This window comes from Thermostichus sp. OS-CIW-20, from assembly GCF_054061455.1.
Genome location: NZ_JBSSEF010000030.1, coordinates 18,406 through 35,482, shown reverse-complemented (window position 1 = coordinate 35,482; position 17,077 = coordinate 18,406). Strand labels below are relative to the sequence as shown.

At 62.9% G+C, this 17,077-nt stretch carries 13 protein-coding genes; 3 read left to right on the top strand and 10 right to left on the bottom strand.

Annotation, left to right across the window (positions count from 1 at the left end):
* Positions 1-76: 76 nt before the first annotated feature.
* From ACVWXC_RS10565 to ACVWXC_RS10550, 4 genes are all read right to left on the bottom strand, one after another.
* Positions 77-469, bottom strand: coding sequence for an SOS response-associated peptidase (locus tag ACVWXC_RS10565; RefSeq protein WP_457392616.1), 393 nt, complete (start codon positions 467-469; stop codon positions 77-79).
* Between the two features lie 10 nt (positions 470-479).
* Complete coding sequence (gene treS, locus ACVWXC_RS10560) at positions 480-3,881, bottom strand: maltose alpha-D-glucosyltransferase (protein ID WP_457392613.1); 3,402 nt, start codon at positions 3,879-3,881, stop codon at positions 480-482.
* 247 nt (positions 3,882-4,128) lie between these two features.
* Positions 4,129-5,442: a DNA double-strand break repair nuclease NurA gene (locus ACVWXC_RS10555; RefSeq protein WP_457392610.1), complete on the bottom strand. Its 1,314-nt coding sequence runs from the start codon at positions 5,440-5,442 to the stop codon at positions 4,129-4,131.
* Positions 5,426-6,379, bottom strand: a complete 954-nt coding sequence (locus tag ACVWXC_RS10550) for a 6-carboxytetrahydropterin synthase (RefSeq protein ID WP_099813206.1) — start codon at positions 6,377-6,379, stop codon at positions 5,426-5,428. Before ACVWXC_RS10550 ends, ACVWXC_RS10555 begins: the two co-directional genes overlap by 17 nt.
* A 202-nt stretch (positions 6,380-6,581) precedes the next feature.
* Here ACVWXC_RS10550 and ACVWXC_RS10545 point away from each other — a divergent pair, with 202 nt between their 5' ends.
* Genes ACVWXC_RS10545 through ACVWXC_RS10535 form a run of 3 tightly spaced genes read left to right on the top strand, consistent with a single transcriptional unit; the run spans position 6,582 to position 10,431 of the window.
* Positions 6,582-7,877 carry a homoserine dehydrogenase gene (locus ACVWXC_RS10545; protein WP_457392607.1) on the top strand — a complete coding sequence of 432 codons (1,296 nt, stop codon included), beginning with the start codon at positions 6,582-6,584 and terminating at the stop codon, positions 7,875-7,877.
* Between the two features lie 51 nt (positions 7,878-7,928).
* Positions 7,929-9,386 carry a protoporphyrinogen oxidase gene (hemG, locus tag ACVWXC_RS10540; RefSeq protein WP_457392604.1) on the top strand — a complete coding sequence of 486 codons (1,458 nt, stop codon included), beginning with the start codon at positions 7,929-7,931 and terminating at the stop codon, positions 9,384-9,386.
* A gap of 16 nt (positions 9,387-9,402) precedes the next feature.
* Entirely contained in the window at positions 9,403-10,431 is a 1,029-nt protein-coding gene (locus ACVWXC_RS10535; protein WP_457392601.1) for a DUF3326 domain-containing protein, read from the top strand.
* On the opposite strand, the gene ACVWXC_RS10530 is transcribed toward ACVWXC_RS10535, so the two are convergent.
* From ACVWXC_RS10530 to ACVWXC_RS10505, 6 genes are all read right to left on the bottom strand, one after another.
* Complete coding sequence (locus ACVWXC_RS10530) at positions 10,428-10,886, bottom strand: MAPEG family protein (protein ID WP_457392598.1); 459 nt, start codon at positions 10,884-10,886, stop codon at positions 10,428-10,430. The genes ACVWXC_RS10535 and ACVWXC_RS10530 overlap by 4 nt on opposite strands.
* Before the next feature lie 66 nt (positions 10,887-10,952).
* On the bottom strand, positions 10,953-12,995 hold the full coding sequence (locus tag ACVWXC_RS10525; protein WP_457392595.1) for an ArsA family ATPase: 2,043 nt from the start codon (positions 12,993-12,995) through the stop codon (positions 10,953-10,955).
* Positions 12,996-13,043: 48 nt separating this feature from the next.
* Positions 13,044-13,697, bottom strand: coding sequence for a hypothetical protein (locus tag ACVWXC_RS10520; RefSeq protein ID WP_457392592.1), 654 nt, complete (start codon positions 13,695-13,697; stop codon positions 13,044-13,046).
* 3 nt (positions 13,698-13,700) lie between these two features.
* Entirely contained in the window at positions 13,701-14,570 is an 870-nt protein-coding gene (locus ACVWXC_RS10515) for a (2Fe-2S) ferredoxin domain-containing protein (RefSeq protein ID WP_011429978.1), read from the bottom strand.
* A gap of 9 nt (positions 14,571-14,579) precedes the next feature.
* Positions 14,580-14,996 carry a DUF1636 domain-containing protein gene (locus tag ACVWXC_RS10510; RefSeq protein ID WP_011429979.1) on the bottom strand — a complete coding sequence of 139 codons (417 nt, stop codon included), beginning with the start codon at positions 14,994-14,996 and terminating at the stop codon, positions 14,580-14,582.
* Between the two features lie 97 nt (positions 14,997-15,093).
* Entirely contained in the window at positions 15,094-17,037 is a 1,944-nt protein-coding gene (locus ACVWXC_RS10505) for a TonB-dependent receptor (protein WP_457392588.1), read from the bottom strand.
* Positions 17,038-17,077: the final 40 nt, after the last annotated feature.

Genomic DNA, 17,077 nt, shown 5'->3' with positions numbered 1-17,077 from the left:
GTCAGCGTCGCGTAGCGACAACGGAAACGGACAGAATGCTATCGCTTCACCGCTGAGCAGTAATGCTCAGCAGTGTTCAGCGTAAATGTATCAGTGTCAACAGTCGCTCCACTAGGTAAAACCAGTAGGGTTGCCTCCCCTGCTTGCCCCGGCCGACCCACTCATAGAAGCCATCTGCCGGGATCAGGAGGCGGCGGCGGCAAAAGGCCTGGCGGAAAGAGGGTTTTTCGGCCACCGTCTCGGCGCGGGCATTGATCCACCCAGCCTGGGGAGCTTGGCTCCACCTGGGGATCAAGCCCCAGCGGAAATGGACTGCCTGACGCTGCAGGGATCCCGCCACCACCGCCAGCACCGGCTGAGAAGGGGCGATGTTGTCGCGGGGCTGGAGCGCCCCAACTGCCCCCCTCTCGATTGGAAAATGCTGCTGCAGCCGTTCGGGGGCAACTGCCAGGCTAAACCGTCCGCACATCTGGGATCCCTCAGACCTTGGTGGAAATGCCCAGCAACTGCAGGATCCCCCGCAGCGGGATCTCCACCCACTCGGGGCGGTGGTTGAGCTCGTAGCCCAGCTCGTAGATGGCCTTCTCCAGCAGGTAGGCCTCGAGCAGCACTTCCAGCTCCTGCGGGCTGCGGGGCAGAAAAGCCCCTTGAGAAGCCACCTGCAGATATTCGGCCAAGAAGGCGGCGCAGACCCAGCGGTGCCAAAACTGGGCCCAGCGCATCATGTCAGGGCACTTGTCCCCGCAAACCAGCCCGCTTTCCAATTGCTGGCGCAAGCCGGTGTGGACGGCGTAGTGGAAAGAGCGCAGCATTCCCGCCACATCCCGCAGGGGGCAGCGTTTGAGGCGGCGCTCTCCTAGCGACCGGGCCGGCTCCCCTTCAAAGTCGATGATGACAAAGTCCTTGCCGGTAAACAGCACCTGGCCCAGGTGGTAATCCCCATGGCAGCGGGTGCGCAAAGCCGTGATCTTCCGCTCCAGGATGAGGCGGAAGCGGCTCATGATCCCCCCTTCTTGGTCGCGAACGGTGCGGGCCAACTTAGCCTCCAGTTCGGGCAGCTTGGGGATCTGCTTGTTGAGCAGCGGAAACACCTGCCCCACCAAATTGCGCATCGATTGATAGATGGAGCGCTGGTAGAGACTGGAGAAGGGCTCGGGGGCAAAGTCCTTGTTCTCGGTGTCGGCGGCCAAGGCAAGGTGCAGCTCGGCGGTGCGCTTGGCCAAGATCCGCACCGACTCCAGGTAGCTGCCGATGGTGGCGTAGGCCAGCTCCGGCAAGGGAAGGTGCGAGAGTTCCAGAAAGGATCCCCGCGGCACGGGCACCGCTTCCGCCTCTGCGTGATGAACCAGCACCGTCTCGAAAAACTGCCCCAGGCTGTCCAGCGTGTAGTGCCAGGCATCCCCCTCGTTGGGGATGTACTCCTGCAAGATGGCCAACGTGATGGGCTGATCGCCGGGATCAAAGCCCCGCGCCCCACGGCGGCGGCGATACTCCAGGGATCCCAACAGCCGCGGCACCCGCACCTGGGGATGGTGCTCCAGCAGATAGCGGCCGATCTCCAGCTCTGGATTTACCCCCTCGGCCACCTTGCGGTAGAACTTGAGGATGTACTGGCTGCCGTAGACCACCGAGGTGTTGCTCTGCTCCGCCTTGAGGATGCGGGGTTCCAGGCCGAGGTGGTACTCAAAAGGGGCAAAGGTGGTGGCCCACAGCTCCCCTGAGGAGTGGCGCAGACGGCCCTGCTGGGCGATGATCTGCAGCGGCAACGACAAAAAGCTTTTATCGGCCAGGGCGTCGAACAGCACGCCCGGCGGCTCCCCAGCCACTTGCACAGGGACAATCGCCGCCTGGGGCGCCTCTACGCGCAGGTGCATGGCCGCCTCCTGGATGGCATAGCCCAGGGGTAAAGAGTAGAGTTCTGCCTCCCCCTCGGTAAACTCGACCTGCAAAAGCAAAATCTGGCCCCGAAAGGGGGGATCCCCTTCCCGGTTACAGGGAATGGCATCCAAGATCTGGGCCGACTGGATCTGGCGGGCTTTGGAGCCGAACCAACGGCAGCGGTAGAGGTAGTCGCCCAGCACCGCCTCCACCTGCTTTTGGCTTTCCCCCTGGAAGAGGCTTTCCCAACTGCCGTTTTGAACCAGCAGGGTGGGCAGGCGATCCAACTCTTCTGGCTTGCTGTGGCTGGGGTGGATCCGCTCCGTTTGTCGCTGCGGCTCGAGGGAAAACCAGTAGAAGGAGTGGGGGCCCAGGGTCAGGAAATAGGGCAGTTGGCCGATGGGAGGAAACGGCGTGCGCCCGAAGATCTCCACCGGGATCAGCCCCTCCCAGTGGGCCAAGTCCAGCTCCACAAACTGCGCGTAGCGGGAGAGGTTGGCCACCACCAGGATGCGCTCGTCGCCGTAGGCCCGCATAAAGGCCAGCACCTTGCGGTTTTCCGGGTGCAGCAGCTCAAAAGAGCCCCGGCCAAAGGCTTGGAAGCGCTTGCGCACCGCGATCATCCGTTTCATCGTCCACCACAGGGAATAGGGGTTGTTCCGCTGCGCTTCCACGTTGACGGTTTCGTAGTGGTACTCGGCGTCGATGACGATGGGCAGGTAGAGCTTCTGCGGGTTAGCCCGAGAGAAGCCGGCGTTGCGGTCGGCGCTCCACTGCATCGGCGTGCGCACGCTGTTGCGATCCCCTAAGTAGATGTTGTCCCCCATGCCGATCTCGTCGCCGTAGTAGATGACCGGCGTGCCGGGCAGAGAAAACAGCAGGCTGTTCATCAGCTCGATGCGGCGGCGGCTGTTGCCCAGCAGGGGCGCCAAGCGGCGGCGGATGCCCAGATTGACCCGCGCGTTGGGATCCTTGGCGTACACCTGGTACATGTAGTCGCGCTCCTCGTCAGTGACCATCTCCAGGGTGAGCTCGTCGTGGTTGCGCAGGAAGATGGCCCACTGGCAGGTTTCGGGAATGGGGGGAGTCTGCTGCAGGATGTCGATGATGGGGAAGCGATCCTCCATCTGGATGGCCATGAACAGCCGCGGCATCAGGGGGAAGTGAAAGTCCATGTGGCACTCGTCCCCGTCGCCGAAGTAGGCCACAGCATCTTCCGGCCACTGGTTGGCTTCTGCCAGCAGCATGCGGTTGGGATATCTTTCGTCAATGTATTTGCGTAGGGCCTTGAGGAAGGCGTGGGTTTCCGGCAGGTTCTCGCAGTTGGTTCCCTCCCGCTCGTATAGGTAGGGCACGGCGTCCAGCCGCAGGCCGTCCACCCCCATGCTCAACCAAAAGTCCACCACCTCGAAGATGGCCTTCTGCACGGCGGGGTTGTCGTAGTTGAGATCCGGCTGGTGGGAGTAGAAGCGATGCCAGTAGTAGGCCTTGGCCACCGAATCCCAGGCCCAGTTGGAGGTTTCAAAGTCTTGAAAGATGATGCGGGCCTCTTTGTACTTTTCCGGGGTGTCGCTCCAGACGTAGAAGTCCCGCTCAGGGGTGCCGGGGGCGGCGCGCCGAGCCCGCTGAAACCAGGGATGCTGATCGGAGGTGTGGTTGAGGATCAGCTCGATGATGACGCGGATCCCGCGTTGGTGGGCGACATCTAGAAAGATTTTAAAGTCCTCTAGGGTGCCCAGCGCGGGGTTAACGTTGGTAAAATCAGAAACATCATAGCCATCATCCCGCAGCGGGGAAGGGAAAAAGGGCAGCAGCCAGATGGCCGTGATGCCCAGATCCTGCAAATAGTCCAGCTTTTCGGTCAAACCCTGGAAGTCGCCCACGCCATCGCCATCACTGTCGAAAAAGGCGCGCACCGGTAGCTCGTAGATGATCGCGTCTTTGTACCAGAGGGGGTTGTAGGTTAAGGGAGAGACGAGGCTGCGCAGAGGGGCTTGGCTCATCATATCGGCAACAGAGACAGGATTTGGACACCTTGGCAACCCTAACCGTTGAACAGGGATCCCCTCAATAGGCTGCAGCCTTTTCTGGGGTGCCAGGGATCCCGGTAGGCGATGCGGTTTTGGGTCTGACAGGGTGATTTTAACCCCTCACCGCCAGCCCCTCTCCCAGGGGGAGCCCTCACCCCCAGCCCCTCTCCCTGAGGGAGAGGGGAGGTAGGGAGGAAGGGTTTTGCAGCACTGGCACCAATTAGGCGATGCCGGTTCGCTTTTGGGCTTCCTTACGGGAGACGGCTACATGGCGCAGGCCGGCGCGGATCAGCTCCTGCTCGATCAAGGCGAAGAAGCGCTGCCGATCCCCGCTGCGCACCACGGCCAGATGGTGGGCTTCCGCCAGGGCGATGGGGTAGCCAAAGCCCTTTTGCACCTGGCTTAGCACTCCGGCCAGGGCCCGCTGCAGCAACTCGGCGTCTTGAGCCACCCAGGCGGGAAACTCTAGCCGGGCGATCTCCGGCAGGGATCCCTCCCCAGGGTTTTCGCCGACATTCAAGTAACAGCAGTGGATGTGGTGTTCCCCAAAAGTCTCCAAGACGCTGGCGCCACTGCGCCAGAGGGGGCTGCGCTCTCCCGGCTGCAGCAGGGATCCCCAAAAAACGCGATCTGCTAGGGGGGCAAAGGGCTGGCAGGGGGGAGTTTTCTCGCCGGCGCAGTAGCGATAGCAGTCGCAGCCCAGGTAGGGACACAACCCCAGGCGCAGATAGTTGAGGGTTTCGCTGCTGCGGGAAGCGCTGATGTAGCCCACCAGGGGGATGCGAGCTGCCCGCAACTGCTCCAGAGTTGCCAGGATGGGATCCAGCCAGGGACGCTGGGCTGGCTTGGGCAGCGGCTCCAGCCCCCAGGGGATGAGGGATCCATCCAGCAGCGCTAGCACGGGGCGACTCCTAGGCAGCGGCAGGGCCAATTGGGCCAGCTCCTCCAGCTCTGCCTGAGCCCGCCGCAAAGCCAGCACCGCTTCGGCATCCAACGCAATCTCCCCCCCCTCCCCGCGATCTTCTTCCCCAAGGCCTACGGCCTGCCTACGCGATCGGCTGGGTCGGTGGCGAAGAGGGTGGAGGGCTGTTCCTGGAAGAGAGTTGGATCGCTCAGGTTGAGCAAAGGGCTCCTGCCCGTAGATCAGCAGGGGCTGGCTGTCCAGCAGCGGCCACTCTTGCGTGCCGTAGTGGAGAGCCACCCGCCCGATGTTGATGAGCGAGCAGTAGGCAATCTCGTGGTGGCTGGGCAGGATCTGGGAGCCGTCGGTGGCCACCACCGTGTGCGGCCCCTGCAAGGGCTCGACTTTGGGCAGGGATCCCCAGGTTTCCGGCGGCTCGGCGGGGCTGGCGCAGGTAAAGGCGAGATGGGAGCTCCACTCCGCCCAGCGCGACTGCCAGGTTTGGGGTTCTCGCTGCAGGCGGGCAAACTCCTGCAAGGCCAGGCGCAGACGCTCTTGGTTGGCCTTCGACTCCTGCTGCAGGTGGCGGGCAAAGGCGGGAATCTGCCCGCTCAGCTTAACCAGATCCAGCATAGGCGGCTGGCTCAGCCCTGCCGGCGGCCAGGGGCTCCACTTCGGAGGGATCCCTCTTGCCCTCGCTCGCGGGGTATGTGGTGGCAGCGGTAGCTGCGCCCAGCTCCTCTAGCGGAAACTCCCCGTAGACTTCGCTGCTGTTGTTGGGGCTCTCTTGCAGGCGAACCCGATGCAGTTGCACCCCCAGCTCGCGCAGGGGCAAAGTCAGCAGCCGCTGGACGTAGAGGGCGATGTTTTCGGCGGTGGGCACCACCTGGGCAAAGTAGGGGACGTCTTTGTTCAAGAAAGTGTGATCCAGGGGCTTCACCACCTGCTCCTCAATCACCCGCTGCAGAGCTGCCAAATCCACGATCATCCCTGTGCGCGGGTCGATGGATCCCTTGACGGTAATCTCCAGGCCGTAGTTGTGGCCGTGGCCGTGGGGGCGAGCGCAGAGGCCGTAGATGGCAGTGTTCTCTTCCAGGCTGAGGTGATCGAGGGCCAAGCGGTGGGCGGCGCTAAAGTGGGTGGCAACGGTCAAATAGGCTTGCATGGCTTCTCCTCGGTATTCGGCCCAAAGCTGGGGATCTTCGTAGAGGCGCACACTGCTGAGCGGCAGCGCGTCGGCTAGGCGCTGCCAGATGGTGTAGGCAATGAACTCGGTGGTGGGCAGGGTTTGGGCAAACTCTGGCCAGACTTGGTTGAGGTAGGCGAAGTTCAGTTCTTGAATCACCCGCTCCCGAATTACCTGCTTGACCTGGGAGAGGTTGAGCACCATGCCGTACTCATCCACCTCCCCCGTCAAGCCCACCTCCAGCCCGTAGTTGTGGCCGTGGCCGGGAAAGCGGGCGTGGGAGCCGAAGCGGGCCAGGTTCTCAGCTTCGGAGAGCTCCGGCAGCCAGTAGCGGTGGCTGGCGGCAAAGTGGGCGCGGCGGTAGATGGTACAGGTTCTGGACATGAGGGCTATGAGAGAAAGGGATCCCTCCTTCAGCATAAACTCCAAACCAGCACTGCCCCTGCGGCGAGGGATCCCTGCGCCTGGCTCGGCGCGCCTTCCTCCTGAAGCCCTTGGGGATGGATGGCCAAAATCTCGCCCTAGGGGGCCAAGAGTGTGTCAACCTGGTAAAGGTAAGAAAGTCTTTGGGCCCGAGGGAGCGGCTGTGGTCTATCGGGTTGGGCTATTGGGGCTGGGTACGGTCGGCACGGGCGTGGTCGAGATTCTACAGCGCCCTCCTCACCCCCTCTTGCAGGCAGTTGAGATTGCGGCGGTGGGGGTGCGCTCCCTGGACAAGCCGCGGCAGGTGGCGATCCCGCCCGAGCGCCTGACCACGAACCTAGAGGGGATTGTGTCGGATCCCGAAATTGACGCGGTGATTGAGCTCATGGGCGGCTTGGAGCCGGCCCGCAGCCTGATCCTAAAGGCCATCGACCACGGCAAGCCGGTGATCACAGCCAACAAGGCGGTCATTGCCCGCTATGGCGAGGAGATTTTCCAGGCTGCCGCCCAGGCCAGGGTGGCGGTGTTGCTGGAGGCAGCGGTGGGGGGTGGGATCCCCATCATCCAGGCTTTGCAACAGTCGCTGCGGGCTAGCCACATCCAGGCGGTCTGGGGCATCGTCAACGGCACCACCAATTTCATCCTCAGCCAGATGACCCAGGAGGGCAGCTCCTTTGCCGAAGCGCTGGCCCAGGCCCAGGCCCGCGGCTACGCCGAGGCGGATCCCAGCGCCGATGTGGAAGGATGGGATGCGGCGGACAAGATCGCCATTCTGGCCAGCCTGGCTTTTGGGGTGTCGGTACCGCGACAGGCCATCCCCTGCGAAGGGATCGGCAGCATCAGCTCCACCGACATCCGCTACGCCCGCGAGTGGGGCTATACTTTTAAGCTTTTGGCCATCGCCCAAAGGGCCGAGGGGCAGGGAGGTGAACCAACCCTGGATATTCGCGTCCACCCCGCCCTGCTGCCGGTTACCCACCCGCTGGCCAACATCCACGGGGTGGACAACGCCGTCTGGGTGCAAGGGGATCCCTTGGGGCAGGTGGTGCTGGCTGGGCCAGGGGCGGGCCGGGGGCCAACCGCCAGCGCGGTGGTCGGGGATCTGCTTATCCTACTTGCCCACCTGCAGACGGGGGCTCAGTTGCCCAATCCCCTGTGGGGCTTTGCCGCCTCCCCTCCTGTTGCCTCCTTGCTGCCGCTGGCAGAGGCGCAGTCGGAGTTTTACGTGCGAGTGCTGGCCCAGGATCGGCCGGGGGTGATGGGGGCCATCGGCACCTGCTTTGGCCGGCACGGGGTGAGCCTGGAGAGCATCACCCAAAAGGAGTGCCACCAGGAGTTGGCGGAGATTGTGATCCTCACCCACAGCGTGCGCGAGGCCGACTGCCGCCAGGCGCTGGCCGAGATCCAGCAGCTTCCCCAGGTGGCCGAGATCCCCAGCCTATTTCGCGTACTGCGCTAACGAAGATTGGCCCCCCGGACGTGATGGAGGAAAAACACCTTGGAAGCGGCAGTGAATCCTGCAACCCCTGAACCCCTTAACGCGGAGGTGGTGGTCATTGGGGCGGGCATCAGCGGCCTGACGCTGGCCTGGCGCCTGCAGCAGGGTTTATCGGCTAGGGGGGGATCCCCTCAAGCGGTGCTCCTGGCGGAGGCCAGCTCCCGCGTCGGCGGCTGCATTTCCACCCAGTCCAAAGACGGCTACCGCTGGGAGGAAGGCCCCAATAGCTTTACCCCCACCCCTGCCCTGCTCAACCTCATTGCCGAGGTGGGCCTGGCCGACCAACTGGTGCTGGCCGATGCCAAGCTGCCCCGCTACATCTACTGGGAAGGAGCGCTGTTGCCGGTGCCTCTGAGCCCCGCGGCAGCCCTGGGATCACGGCTGCTCAGCGTGGGCGGCAAGCTGCGGGCTCTGCAGGGCTTGTTGGGGTTTGTCCCGCCGCCGCCAGGACGCGAGGAAACGGTGCGGCAGTTTTTCCGGCGACAACTGGGATCCGAAGTGGCCGAGCGCCTGGTGGAGCCCTTTACCTCGGGGGTTTATGCGGGGGATCCGGATCAGCTCAGCGCCGTGGCGGCTTTCCCTCGCGTGGCGGGCCTGGAGGAGCGCTATGGCAGCCTCTTTGCCGGCGCCCTGCAGGCTCTGCGCCAAAGACCCCAGCCTTCTCCTGCGGCCATCCAACCCCCGCCCAAACGGGGCCAACTGGGCAATCTGAGGCAGGGGCTGCAGCAGTTGCCAGAGGCCCTAGCCCAAAAGCTGGGCGACAGCCTGCGGCTGGGCTGGCGAGCGCTGCAGCTGAAGCGGGCGGGAGAGCTCTACTGGGTGGGCTTTGAGACCCCAGAGGGATCCCGCTGGGTGGCTGCCCGCCAGGTGGTGCTGGCCCTCCCCGCCTACGAGGCTGCCGCGCTGCTACAGGAGCTCAACCCCCCGGCCAGCCAGCTCTTGGCCGAGATCCTCTATCCGCCGGTGGCGGTGGTGGCTCTGGCCTATCCCCAAGAGGCCCTGCCCCAGCCGCTGCGGGGCTTTGGCCACCTCATCCCCCGTTCCCAGGGCCTGCGCACCCTGGGCACGATCTGGGCCTCCTGCCTTTTTCCAGAGCGGGCTCCCCAGGGCTACCACAGCTTCCTCAGCTTCCTGGGCGGCGCCACCGATGCGGCCTTGGCCCGCCGGCGGGGGATCCCGCCCATCCCTGCGCTGTCTCCTGAGGAGCGAGCGCAAATTGCCCACGCCGAGCTCAGCCAGGTTCTGCTCACCCGCCGCGCCGAGCCCGTCTACCTGGGCGAACGTCTCTGGCCCCGCGCCATCCCCCAGTACACCCTCGGCCACCGGCAACGCATAGCCCAGGTGCAGGCCCACCTGGCCTCCCAGACGCCGGGGATCTGGGTGTGTGCCAACTACCTGGATGGCGTAGCTCTGGGCGACTGCGTGCGGCGGGCCGAGGCGCTGGCGCAGCAGCTGTTGTCCCAGGTCTAGTCCTCCCAAGTGGCCAATGGGTCGCCCCTACACGGCGCTGCTTTTGGTTCCCACGGGCATCGGCGCCCGCGTGGGTGGCTTTGCCGGCGATGCCCTGCCGGTGGCCCGCGCTTTGGCGGCTGCTGTCGACTGCCTCATCACCCATCCCAATGTGCTCAACGGCGCCACCCTGTTTTGGCCGATGGGGAATGTGCTCTACGTGGAAGGGTACGGCCTGGATCGCTTCTGTGCCGGGGAGTGGTTCCTCAGGCCGGTGCGGCAAAACCGCGTCGGGGTGGTGCTGGATGCCGGGATCCCAGAGGACCTCCGCCAACGCCACCTGCAGGTTTTGCAGGCCGCCCAGGCCACCCTGGGGCTGGACATTGGCCCCTGGCGCTTGACCCCTCGACCCTTAGGCGTTTCCGTCAGCTTTTCCCCTGCCGGGGCCAGCCAGGGATCCCTGGCCCAGCCGGATGCGCTTTTGGAAACTGCCCAAGAGCTCGTCCGCTTGGGAGCTGAGGCCCTTGCCGTGGTGGCCCGCTTCCCGGACGACCTTGACTTTAGCCAGTACGAGCAGGGGCAGGGGGTAGATCCCCTGGCCGGAGCCGAGGCCATCCTCAGCCACCTGGTGGTGCGAGAGCTGGGGATCCCCTGTGCCCACGCCCCCGCCTTCTACCCCGATCCCGCCCCTAAGCCGGTCCACCCCCGCGCCGCCGCCGAAGAGGTGGGGTTTACCTTCCTGCCCTCCCTTTTGGCGGGGCTGAGCTATGCCCCCCAGTTTGTCAAGAGGGGGGATCCTCCCCAGCCGGGCGACCTGACCGCGGAGCAGGTGGACAGCGTCATTGCCCCGGCCACTGCCTTTGGCGGCCCCGGCCTGCTCTACCTCGCCAGCCGCCCCCGCCCGCCCTTGTTTATCGCCGTCGAAGAGAACGCCACGGTCATGCAGGTCCACCCCCGCCAGTTGGGGATCCCGCATGTGGCCGTTAGCTCCTACCTAGAGGCCATTGGCGTGGTGGTGGCCCACCGGGCTGGGGTGGCCCTGTCTTCCCTGCAACTGCCCGGCTAGGCCAGGTTCTGGCCCAGAAACGGCAACAGGCCAATGAGCAGCAGGCCCAGCGTGGCCAGCGACCCGACCAAGAAGGAGAGGGAGCGCCCGATGGGAATGTCGCCAATGTAGAAGAAGTTGTAGAGCAGCCGCGCCAGCAAGAAAACGCCGCAGAGCAGGGCCACCCCTTCGTCGCCGCTGAGCCCAAACAGCCAGGGATCCGGGTGGGGGCCGGTGACGTAGGCTACTAGAGCTGAGGGCGCAAAGGTGCCCAGGGCCTCAAAGCCGTTGGCATGGGCCCAGGTAGCCCGCTGGCCGTAGGGAGGCAGCCGGTCGAACATCGCCCGCGGCGCATGCGGGTCATAACCGACGCGGGCGCGGGCATAGCCCACCACGCCCATGGGCAGGTACACCAACAGGATGGCCGCTGCGATGGAGAACAGGGGAATGGCTTGCAGGGGGAGGTTGAACAACATAGGCAAAAGCAGCAGAAGGAAGGGGCTGCACTAGACCCTTTTCCAGACTAGCGGCTCTCCCAGGCCCTAGGTTGAGACTTCTGGCACCGGCAAGGCAGGGTCCTCAGGAGTCAGCAAGTAGGCGCCAACGGCCTGCAAGCTGGGCGGGTGCAGAAAAGGGACGGTGACAATGGCCTGCTGGGAGAATCGCTGGGGCAACTGGGCCAAGATGGCCTGGTGGCGGCGCCGCAGCGCTGCACCAAAGGGGGTGGCCTCCTCCAGCCAAACCCGATTGAGAACGGCGTAGGGATGAGGGATCCCCAGGGCATTCAGTTCCGCCAGAAGGCGCTCGGTTTCCGCCAGAACCGCCTGCTCCGGGTTGAAGACGGGGATAAAGCTAACAAACTGGGGATCCCGCAGCCGCTGCCGGAGCTGCCGCACCTGGCCTAAGAGATCCCGCAGCCGCTGCGCCCATTCTGGCCGGCCCACCACGTCGCGGTACTTTAGCCACAGCTTCAGGGCCAGGCTGACCCAACCTTCCAGGGCCTGCGGCATCTGCAAAAAGCGCAGGAGATGGCCGGTGGGGGCTGTATCCACCACCACCAGGTTGAACTGGCCGCTGGCCTCCTGCTCCAGCACCGTCAGCAGGGCCATCACCTCGTCCAGGCCCGGTGGAGCCATCTGCAAAAGCTGCCGCCAGGCCTGCGGGTCGTACTGAACCTCCACCCCCGCCGTCCCTTCGCCGGCCAAGATGGCCGCCACCTCTTCCAGGTACTCCTGCCGGAAGCGCTCCAGCACTGCCGCCGCCTCGATCTCCTGCCCCAGCAAATTGGGCAGCAGCGGCAGCGGATCTTGCCCCAATTTCACCCCGAACAGATCCCCCAGCGAGTGGGCCGGGTCGATGGAGACCAGCAAGAGCTGCCGGTCGGGATGGCGTTGGGCCAAGTTCCAGGCCAGCGCCCCGGCCACCGTGGTCTTGCCTACCCCGCCTTTGCCTCCCACCAGCAGCAGGCGGATCCCTTGGGCCAAAAAATCTGGCAGGGCCACCCTTGGGGGGGAGGGGATCCCGCCGACAGGCTCCCCTGGGCTAGCGGGAATCTCTTCCAACTGCAGCAGCACCTCTGGCAAGGGACGAAGCTGCTGCACCAGCTTGTCCAGGGCCGCCGGCCCAATGGGCTCCTCCAGTTGATAGGGACAAACCCAGATGGGATAGCCAGGCAGCTCCTCTTGGAGCGCTTTTAGCCAGCGCCGCTGTTCCTGCTGGCGGGCCAGGTAGAGGGGGGACGGCGGGATCCCAGACGACGCTCTCCCGCTGGCTCCCAACAACACCTGGTTGACCAACAGGCCGCCAATGGGCACCCGGCGGCTTTGCAGTTGTTGACAAAAGCGGCGCGTCTCCGCCACGCTCAACGGCTCCGGGATCAGCACCAGCCAGGCGGCAGTGCTCTCCGGGTCGGTGAGGCGGGCTTTGCCCCCCTCCAGCTCGCTCTGCAAGCGGGCCAGGAAGGCGTCGGCCTCATCCGGTCGATAGGCGCCCGTGAGGGATTGGACAACCTCGCGGTGCTTGGCCTGGAAGGTGGCAAACACCGCCAGCAAATTGTCGAGAAAGTCGGGCAGTTCCAACAGCCGCAGGGTGTGGCCGGTGGGGGCGGTATCCAGGATAACTGTATCCACCTCTTGGCCCGCCAGCAGCCGGTTGACCTCTAAGATGGCCATCAGCTCGTCCACCCCCGGCCAGTCCAGATCCCAAAGGGGCAGGAGATCTTCCTTGGCCAGCCAACTGCCCCGCTCGGCAATCAGCTCCAGAGCCGGGCCGTAGGTCTGCTTGAAATCCTGCAGCAACACCTCGGCCTGGAGAGCCCGCACCTGCAAGTTGGGCCAATCCGGCAGGGGCTGGGGAACGTCGGCCACCGGGATCCCCAGCACATCCCCCAGGGAGTGGGCCGGATCGGTGGACAGGAGCAGCAGACGGCGCTCTGGTTGCGCCTGGGCCAGGTGACGGGCCAGGGCACAGGTGAGGGTGGTTTTGCCTACGCCCCCCTTGCCGCTAAACAGCAGCAGACGCTGGCAAGGAGAAAGGAGAGACAGGCGGAAAGCGCTCCCGCCACAATCGAGTTGAGCAGGCTGCAAAGGGATCCCTTCTGGCACAGGTCACCCCCATTGTGGCCTGGATCTCCCTTAGGGATGCTCCAGATCAGCGAAGTTTCCCCTCTCCCACCACAACCGGCCTCCTCTGTCCCACGCCAGCAGCGCGTGGATCCCAAGCCAAAATCCCGTCCACAGCCAGTTGTCCAGCCAGATCTTGGCCAAGATGGGCAGGGTCAAGCCCTCCGTTCCGCCCAGAACCAGGCCGGCTGCCAAGATCAGCCCTTCAAAAGCAAGGAACCCTAGGATCAGCATGGCTGGGATCCAAAGATAGTTCAGCAGCAATTGCCTTGGCCTAATAGGTTTGGACTGAGAAAACAGAGGTCGGTAGCCGGCAGCAAAAGCGACCCCCACCGTGCCGATCCCCAAGACCAAGCCCCAAGCAAAAGAATCAGGTGTACGGGGATAGTTGTGCCAGGTGTAGCCAAAGATTTGGTTGGCCAGCCAAATCATCGAAGCGCTAATAATTGCCCTTTGGCGAGTTAACGTGGTGCCCGCGATGATGCCAACAGTTACAAAAGGAAGCGTGCAGGTATAGGCAATGTTGCTCAGGCAGCCGATGGTGGTAAATAGGCTGGGCCAAAATCGACCTTGGGCTAGATCTCGGCTGGCTTGGATCCAAATTACTTCTGGGATCCCGCGGCGAGGCTTGGGGATGGACTGGACAAGAGCTTGTAGGCTAACCATAGGCTAATCTCCAGGAAAAAGGTGAGCTTTCAAGGGGCAGTTCTTTAGCAGATGCTCCTGGACAATTTGCCGCGCTACTTGGGGGGTAACCCGCTTGTACCAGGTGCGATCTCCGGAGTAAAAAACCACCGGCCCTTGTTGACAGACTTCTAGGCATCCGGAAGTAATGACCTGAATATCCAAATTGGCTTCCCGCAGGGCCGATTGCAGAGCTTCCACAACGGGCTGATAGTGGCGAGAAGGATAGCAGCGGCTGGAACGGCAAACCGCCAAATAGGGCCGCTTGAGGGGGTTATCTTCATACGGGATCCGCTCTTTTCCCTCGACGTAAATGGCCCGCAGGCGTTCATAAAGGGAGAGCTTCTGATAGTCGGCTTTGCCTTCGGGCAGGTAGTCTTCTCCTGGCCCCAAAAAGGGACTGGGCAAAAAGATCTGCAGCAGCGATTCCTCTGCTCCGTTCCAAAATTGGATCCCCCATTGGCGAGGCTGGCCCTGCGGATTGAGGCGGCGATAGAGGGCGGCGCGGCCGACCAATCTTTTGCGGCGCAGCTCAGGTGGAGTTCTGCTGTAGGGGCCGCCCTGGTGCTCTTCTAGACACAGGTGCAAATGCCAAGTTTCGGTGGCCACGGTCAAATAGCCGTCGTAGAGCACACAGAGAGCAGGGGGATCCTTGAAGGCCGCCTCCAGCACTCCTCCCTCCACCACCTGGCCCACTTGGATCTCGGCCCAGCGCTCCTGAAAGAGCTCATAGAGCAATGGCCCAAGACAGTCGATGTGAGCCGGGATCCCTTCGTAAACGGTTGTCCAGCCGGTGGGGGAAACCTCTTGCCAAGTCTGGTTTAAGGGCGTGATCCAGGGACTGAAAGCGGCCATAGGTTGCTCCTATTGGATTGGCGGAATGCGGGCAATCACCCCCTTTTTGATGGGGCGCTCTGCCCAGGGCAGGATCCCATCGGGCTTTGTCAAATACAGCTCCGCCGTTTGTAAGATTGGCTCTACATCTTTTGGATCGAGATCGCCAAAGACATAGGTCATCTTCCCCGGGGCTGCTAGGGCAATCACGCAGGCATGGCTGCAGCCGCTCATACAGGCAACTGGCTTCAGGTGCAATTGGGAATTGAGCACTTGCGATTGCAAGGCGGCCAGGAGCATTTCTCCTTTGCTAGTCCCTTCTTTTTGGCCGTTCACCCAGCGAGATCCGCAGGTGGTGCAGATCCAGAGGTAATGTTCGGCCTCAGCTTGAGCCGAAGTTGTCGATGGAGAAAAGTTAGGAGATAGAGAGTTGGTTGAGATCGCCATAAGTTGCATCCAAACTAAACCGTAAAGCAGACAATCAACTTGGAAAGTTCTCGCTAAAAGTGGTCAGCCGGAGAGTTAAAAACAGCCTGGGATATCGCTAAAATTGCCCCCGCAAGTTCACCCTCAGCGTGCGGCCAACTCCGGGATAGCCGGGGAAAACTTCATACTGCTCATCCAGCAGGTTGTCGATCCCCAACTCTAGGCTTAGGGCCTCAGCCAACGGGATCCCTCCTCGCCAAGCTACGGTGGTGTAGCCTGGTAGGGATTCCGTGTTGGTGTTGTTGGTAAAAAAGCTCCCAATGTGATGGACTAAAATTGAGCTGTGCCAGCCTTGCTCGTGACGGTAGGTCAGGCCTAAGTTCAGGCTATCGGCTCCCACAAAGGCTAGCTCTTTGCCAACTGTGGCCGGGTTAAGGGCAGCGCGGATGATGGGATCATTGAGGGTATAGTTGGCAAAAAGCGTCCAGTTTTCCCCCAAACGCAAATCTAAAGCCGCTTCCAGGCCGGTATATTCGACCAGCCCGATATTTTCATAGGTTCCCCGGCGCGGCCCAAGGCTGACAAAGGTGATGCCATCGCGGATGCGGTTGTGGGCAAAAGTTAAGCGCAGCAGGCCAAAATCTCCCAAGGTTTGATCCAGGCCGATGTCCAAGCTCTCCCCTCGCTCTGGGCGGAGATTGGGGTTGCCATCCACTTCAAAAAAGCCGCGCAGCCGAAAGAACAATTCCGAGATCAAGGGGGTGCGAAAGCTGCCGGCGTAGCTGGCCCTCAAGGTAGTTCCCTCGGCAACTGCCCACCGGATCCCCACAGCCGGCGAGGTGGCCGAGCCGTTGGCCAAACTGCTGAAGTCCTGACGGATGCCCAGGTCGAGGTGGAACTGGGGATCCGGGCTGTAGTCCAGGCGGGCAAACAGGGCCCCCTGGTTAACCGTATCGTCGTAGTTGATATTGGCAGAACCCCTGGCAAAAGAAAAAGTCGTATTGCGGGCTGAGATAGAGCGATAATCTGCCCCCAAAACTCCCTCTAGGTTTTCGCCGGCCTGCCAAGCATATTGAAGCTGGGATCCCCAGCCATTGCGCAAGATGACGTCGCGGGATCCCTGGCTTTGCGGAGCGCTGAAGCGGTAGTTGAGATCGTCCAAAAAGACTCTTGCCTGCAGGGATCCTGTTTCCTGAGTCCACAGCCAACTGAGATCCAGCAGCAGATCGTTGGTGTTTTGCTCTGCGTCGGGAGAGGGAAACTCTACACTGCCGGGCACGCGAAAGGCTTTGTTGAGGTAGAGGGCGTTGGCTGTTAGGACTTGATCTTCGGCCAGTTGCCAGGTGAGCTTGGCCTGCAAGTTGTGGTACTCCACCGCCGAGTTTTCCCGCCTGCCCGACTTGCCCAGCCGCTCAATGGCAAAGGGAAAGTCGTTGTTACTTTGCAGACGGCGATAGCTGAGCACCCAGCCCAGATCCTGGGCTTGGCCGCGACTTTGGATCCCTTGCTCATTGAGACCGTAGCTGCCGACCGCCGCTTCCAGCACCGTCTCCGTTTCTGGCTGCGGCTCCACCGTGACGATGTTGATCACGCCGCCAACGGCGTCTGAGCCGTACAGGGTAGAGCCGCCGCCGGGGGAGACTTCAATTCGCTCGACGACATCGGTGGTGATTTGCGAGAGGTCAAACCCCCCGAAAAAACCCAGATCGTTGAGAGGGCGGCCATCCAAGAGCACCAATACCTGCGCCGTTCGCGCCCCTCGCATGAATTGAGAGCTAAGAGCTCCCAACTGAGTTCCCGCTGTGCCATCGCTGAGGATCCCGGGCAAGTAGCGCAGGGCTTCCTGCACCGTCCTTGCCCCTTGCTGGCGCATCTGCTGGCGGGTGATGACATAGACTGGGCGGGAAGACTCTCGCAGCAGGCCGGGACGGCGAAACGGGGTGGTGACGGGTTGATTCAAAATCTCGGCGCTGAGGCCGGTATCCAAGATTGCCTGCCCCCAGGCCGGGATCCCCAAACTCAAGATCCCCAGCCCAAGGCTGAGACATACAGTTACTTTCATCCGGTTGCTCCTGCTTCCGTGCGACGCGGAAGGGCTAAGC

Bases quoted from the DNA above. Each gene is read 5' to 3' on its own strand.
- ACVWXC_RS10535 (WP_457392601.1), top strand. From the start codon at position 9,403: ATGGGTCGCCCCTACACGGCGCTGCTTTTGGTTCCCACGGGCATCGGC.
- ACVWXC_RS10555 (WP_457392610.1), bottom strand. From the start codon at position 5,442: ATGCTGGATCTGGTTAAGCTGAGCGGGCAGATTCCCGCCTTTGCCCGC.
- ACVWXC_RS10515 (WP_011429978.1), bottom strand. From the start codon at position 14,570: ATGGCCGCTTTCAGTCCCTGGATCACGCCCTTAAACCAGACTTGGCAA.
- ACVWXC_RS10510 (WP_011429979.1), bottom strand. From the start codon at position 14,996: ATGGCGATCTCAACCAACTCTCTATCTCCTAACTTTTCTCCATCGACA.
- ACVWXC_RS10550 (WP_099813206.1), bottom strand. From the start codon at position 6,379: ATGTCCAGAACCTGTACCATCTACCGCCGCGCCCACTTTGCCGCCAGC.
- ACVWXC_RS10530 (WP_457392598.1), bottom strand. From the start codon at position 10,886: ATGTTGTTCAACCTCCCCCTGCAAGCCATTCCCCTGTTCTCCATCGCA.
- treS (WP_457392613.1), bottom strand. From the start codon at position 3,881: ATGAGCCAAGCCCCTCTGCGCAGCCTCGTCTCTCCCTTAACCTACAAC.
- ACVWXC_RS10505 (WP_457392588.1), bottom strand. From the start codon at position 17,037: ATGAAAGTAACTGTATGTCTCAGCCTTGGGCTGGGGATCTTGAGTTTG.
- ACVWXC_RS10565 (WP_457392616.1), bottom strand. From the start codon at position 469: ATGTGCGGACGGTTTAGCCTGGCAGTTGCCCCCGAACGGCTGCAGCAG.
- ACVWXC_RS10520 (WP_457392592.1), bottom strand. From the start codon at position 13,697: ATGGTTAGCCTACAAGCTCTTGTCCAGTCCATCCCCAAGCCTCGCCGC.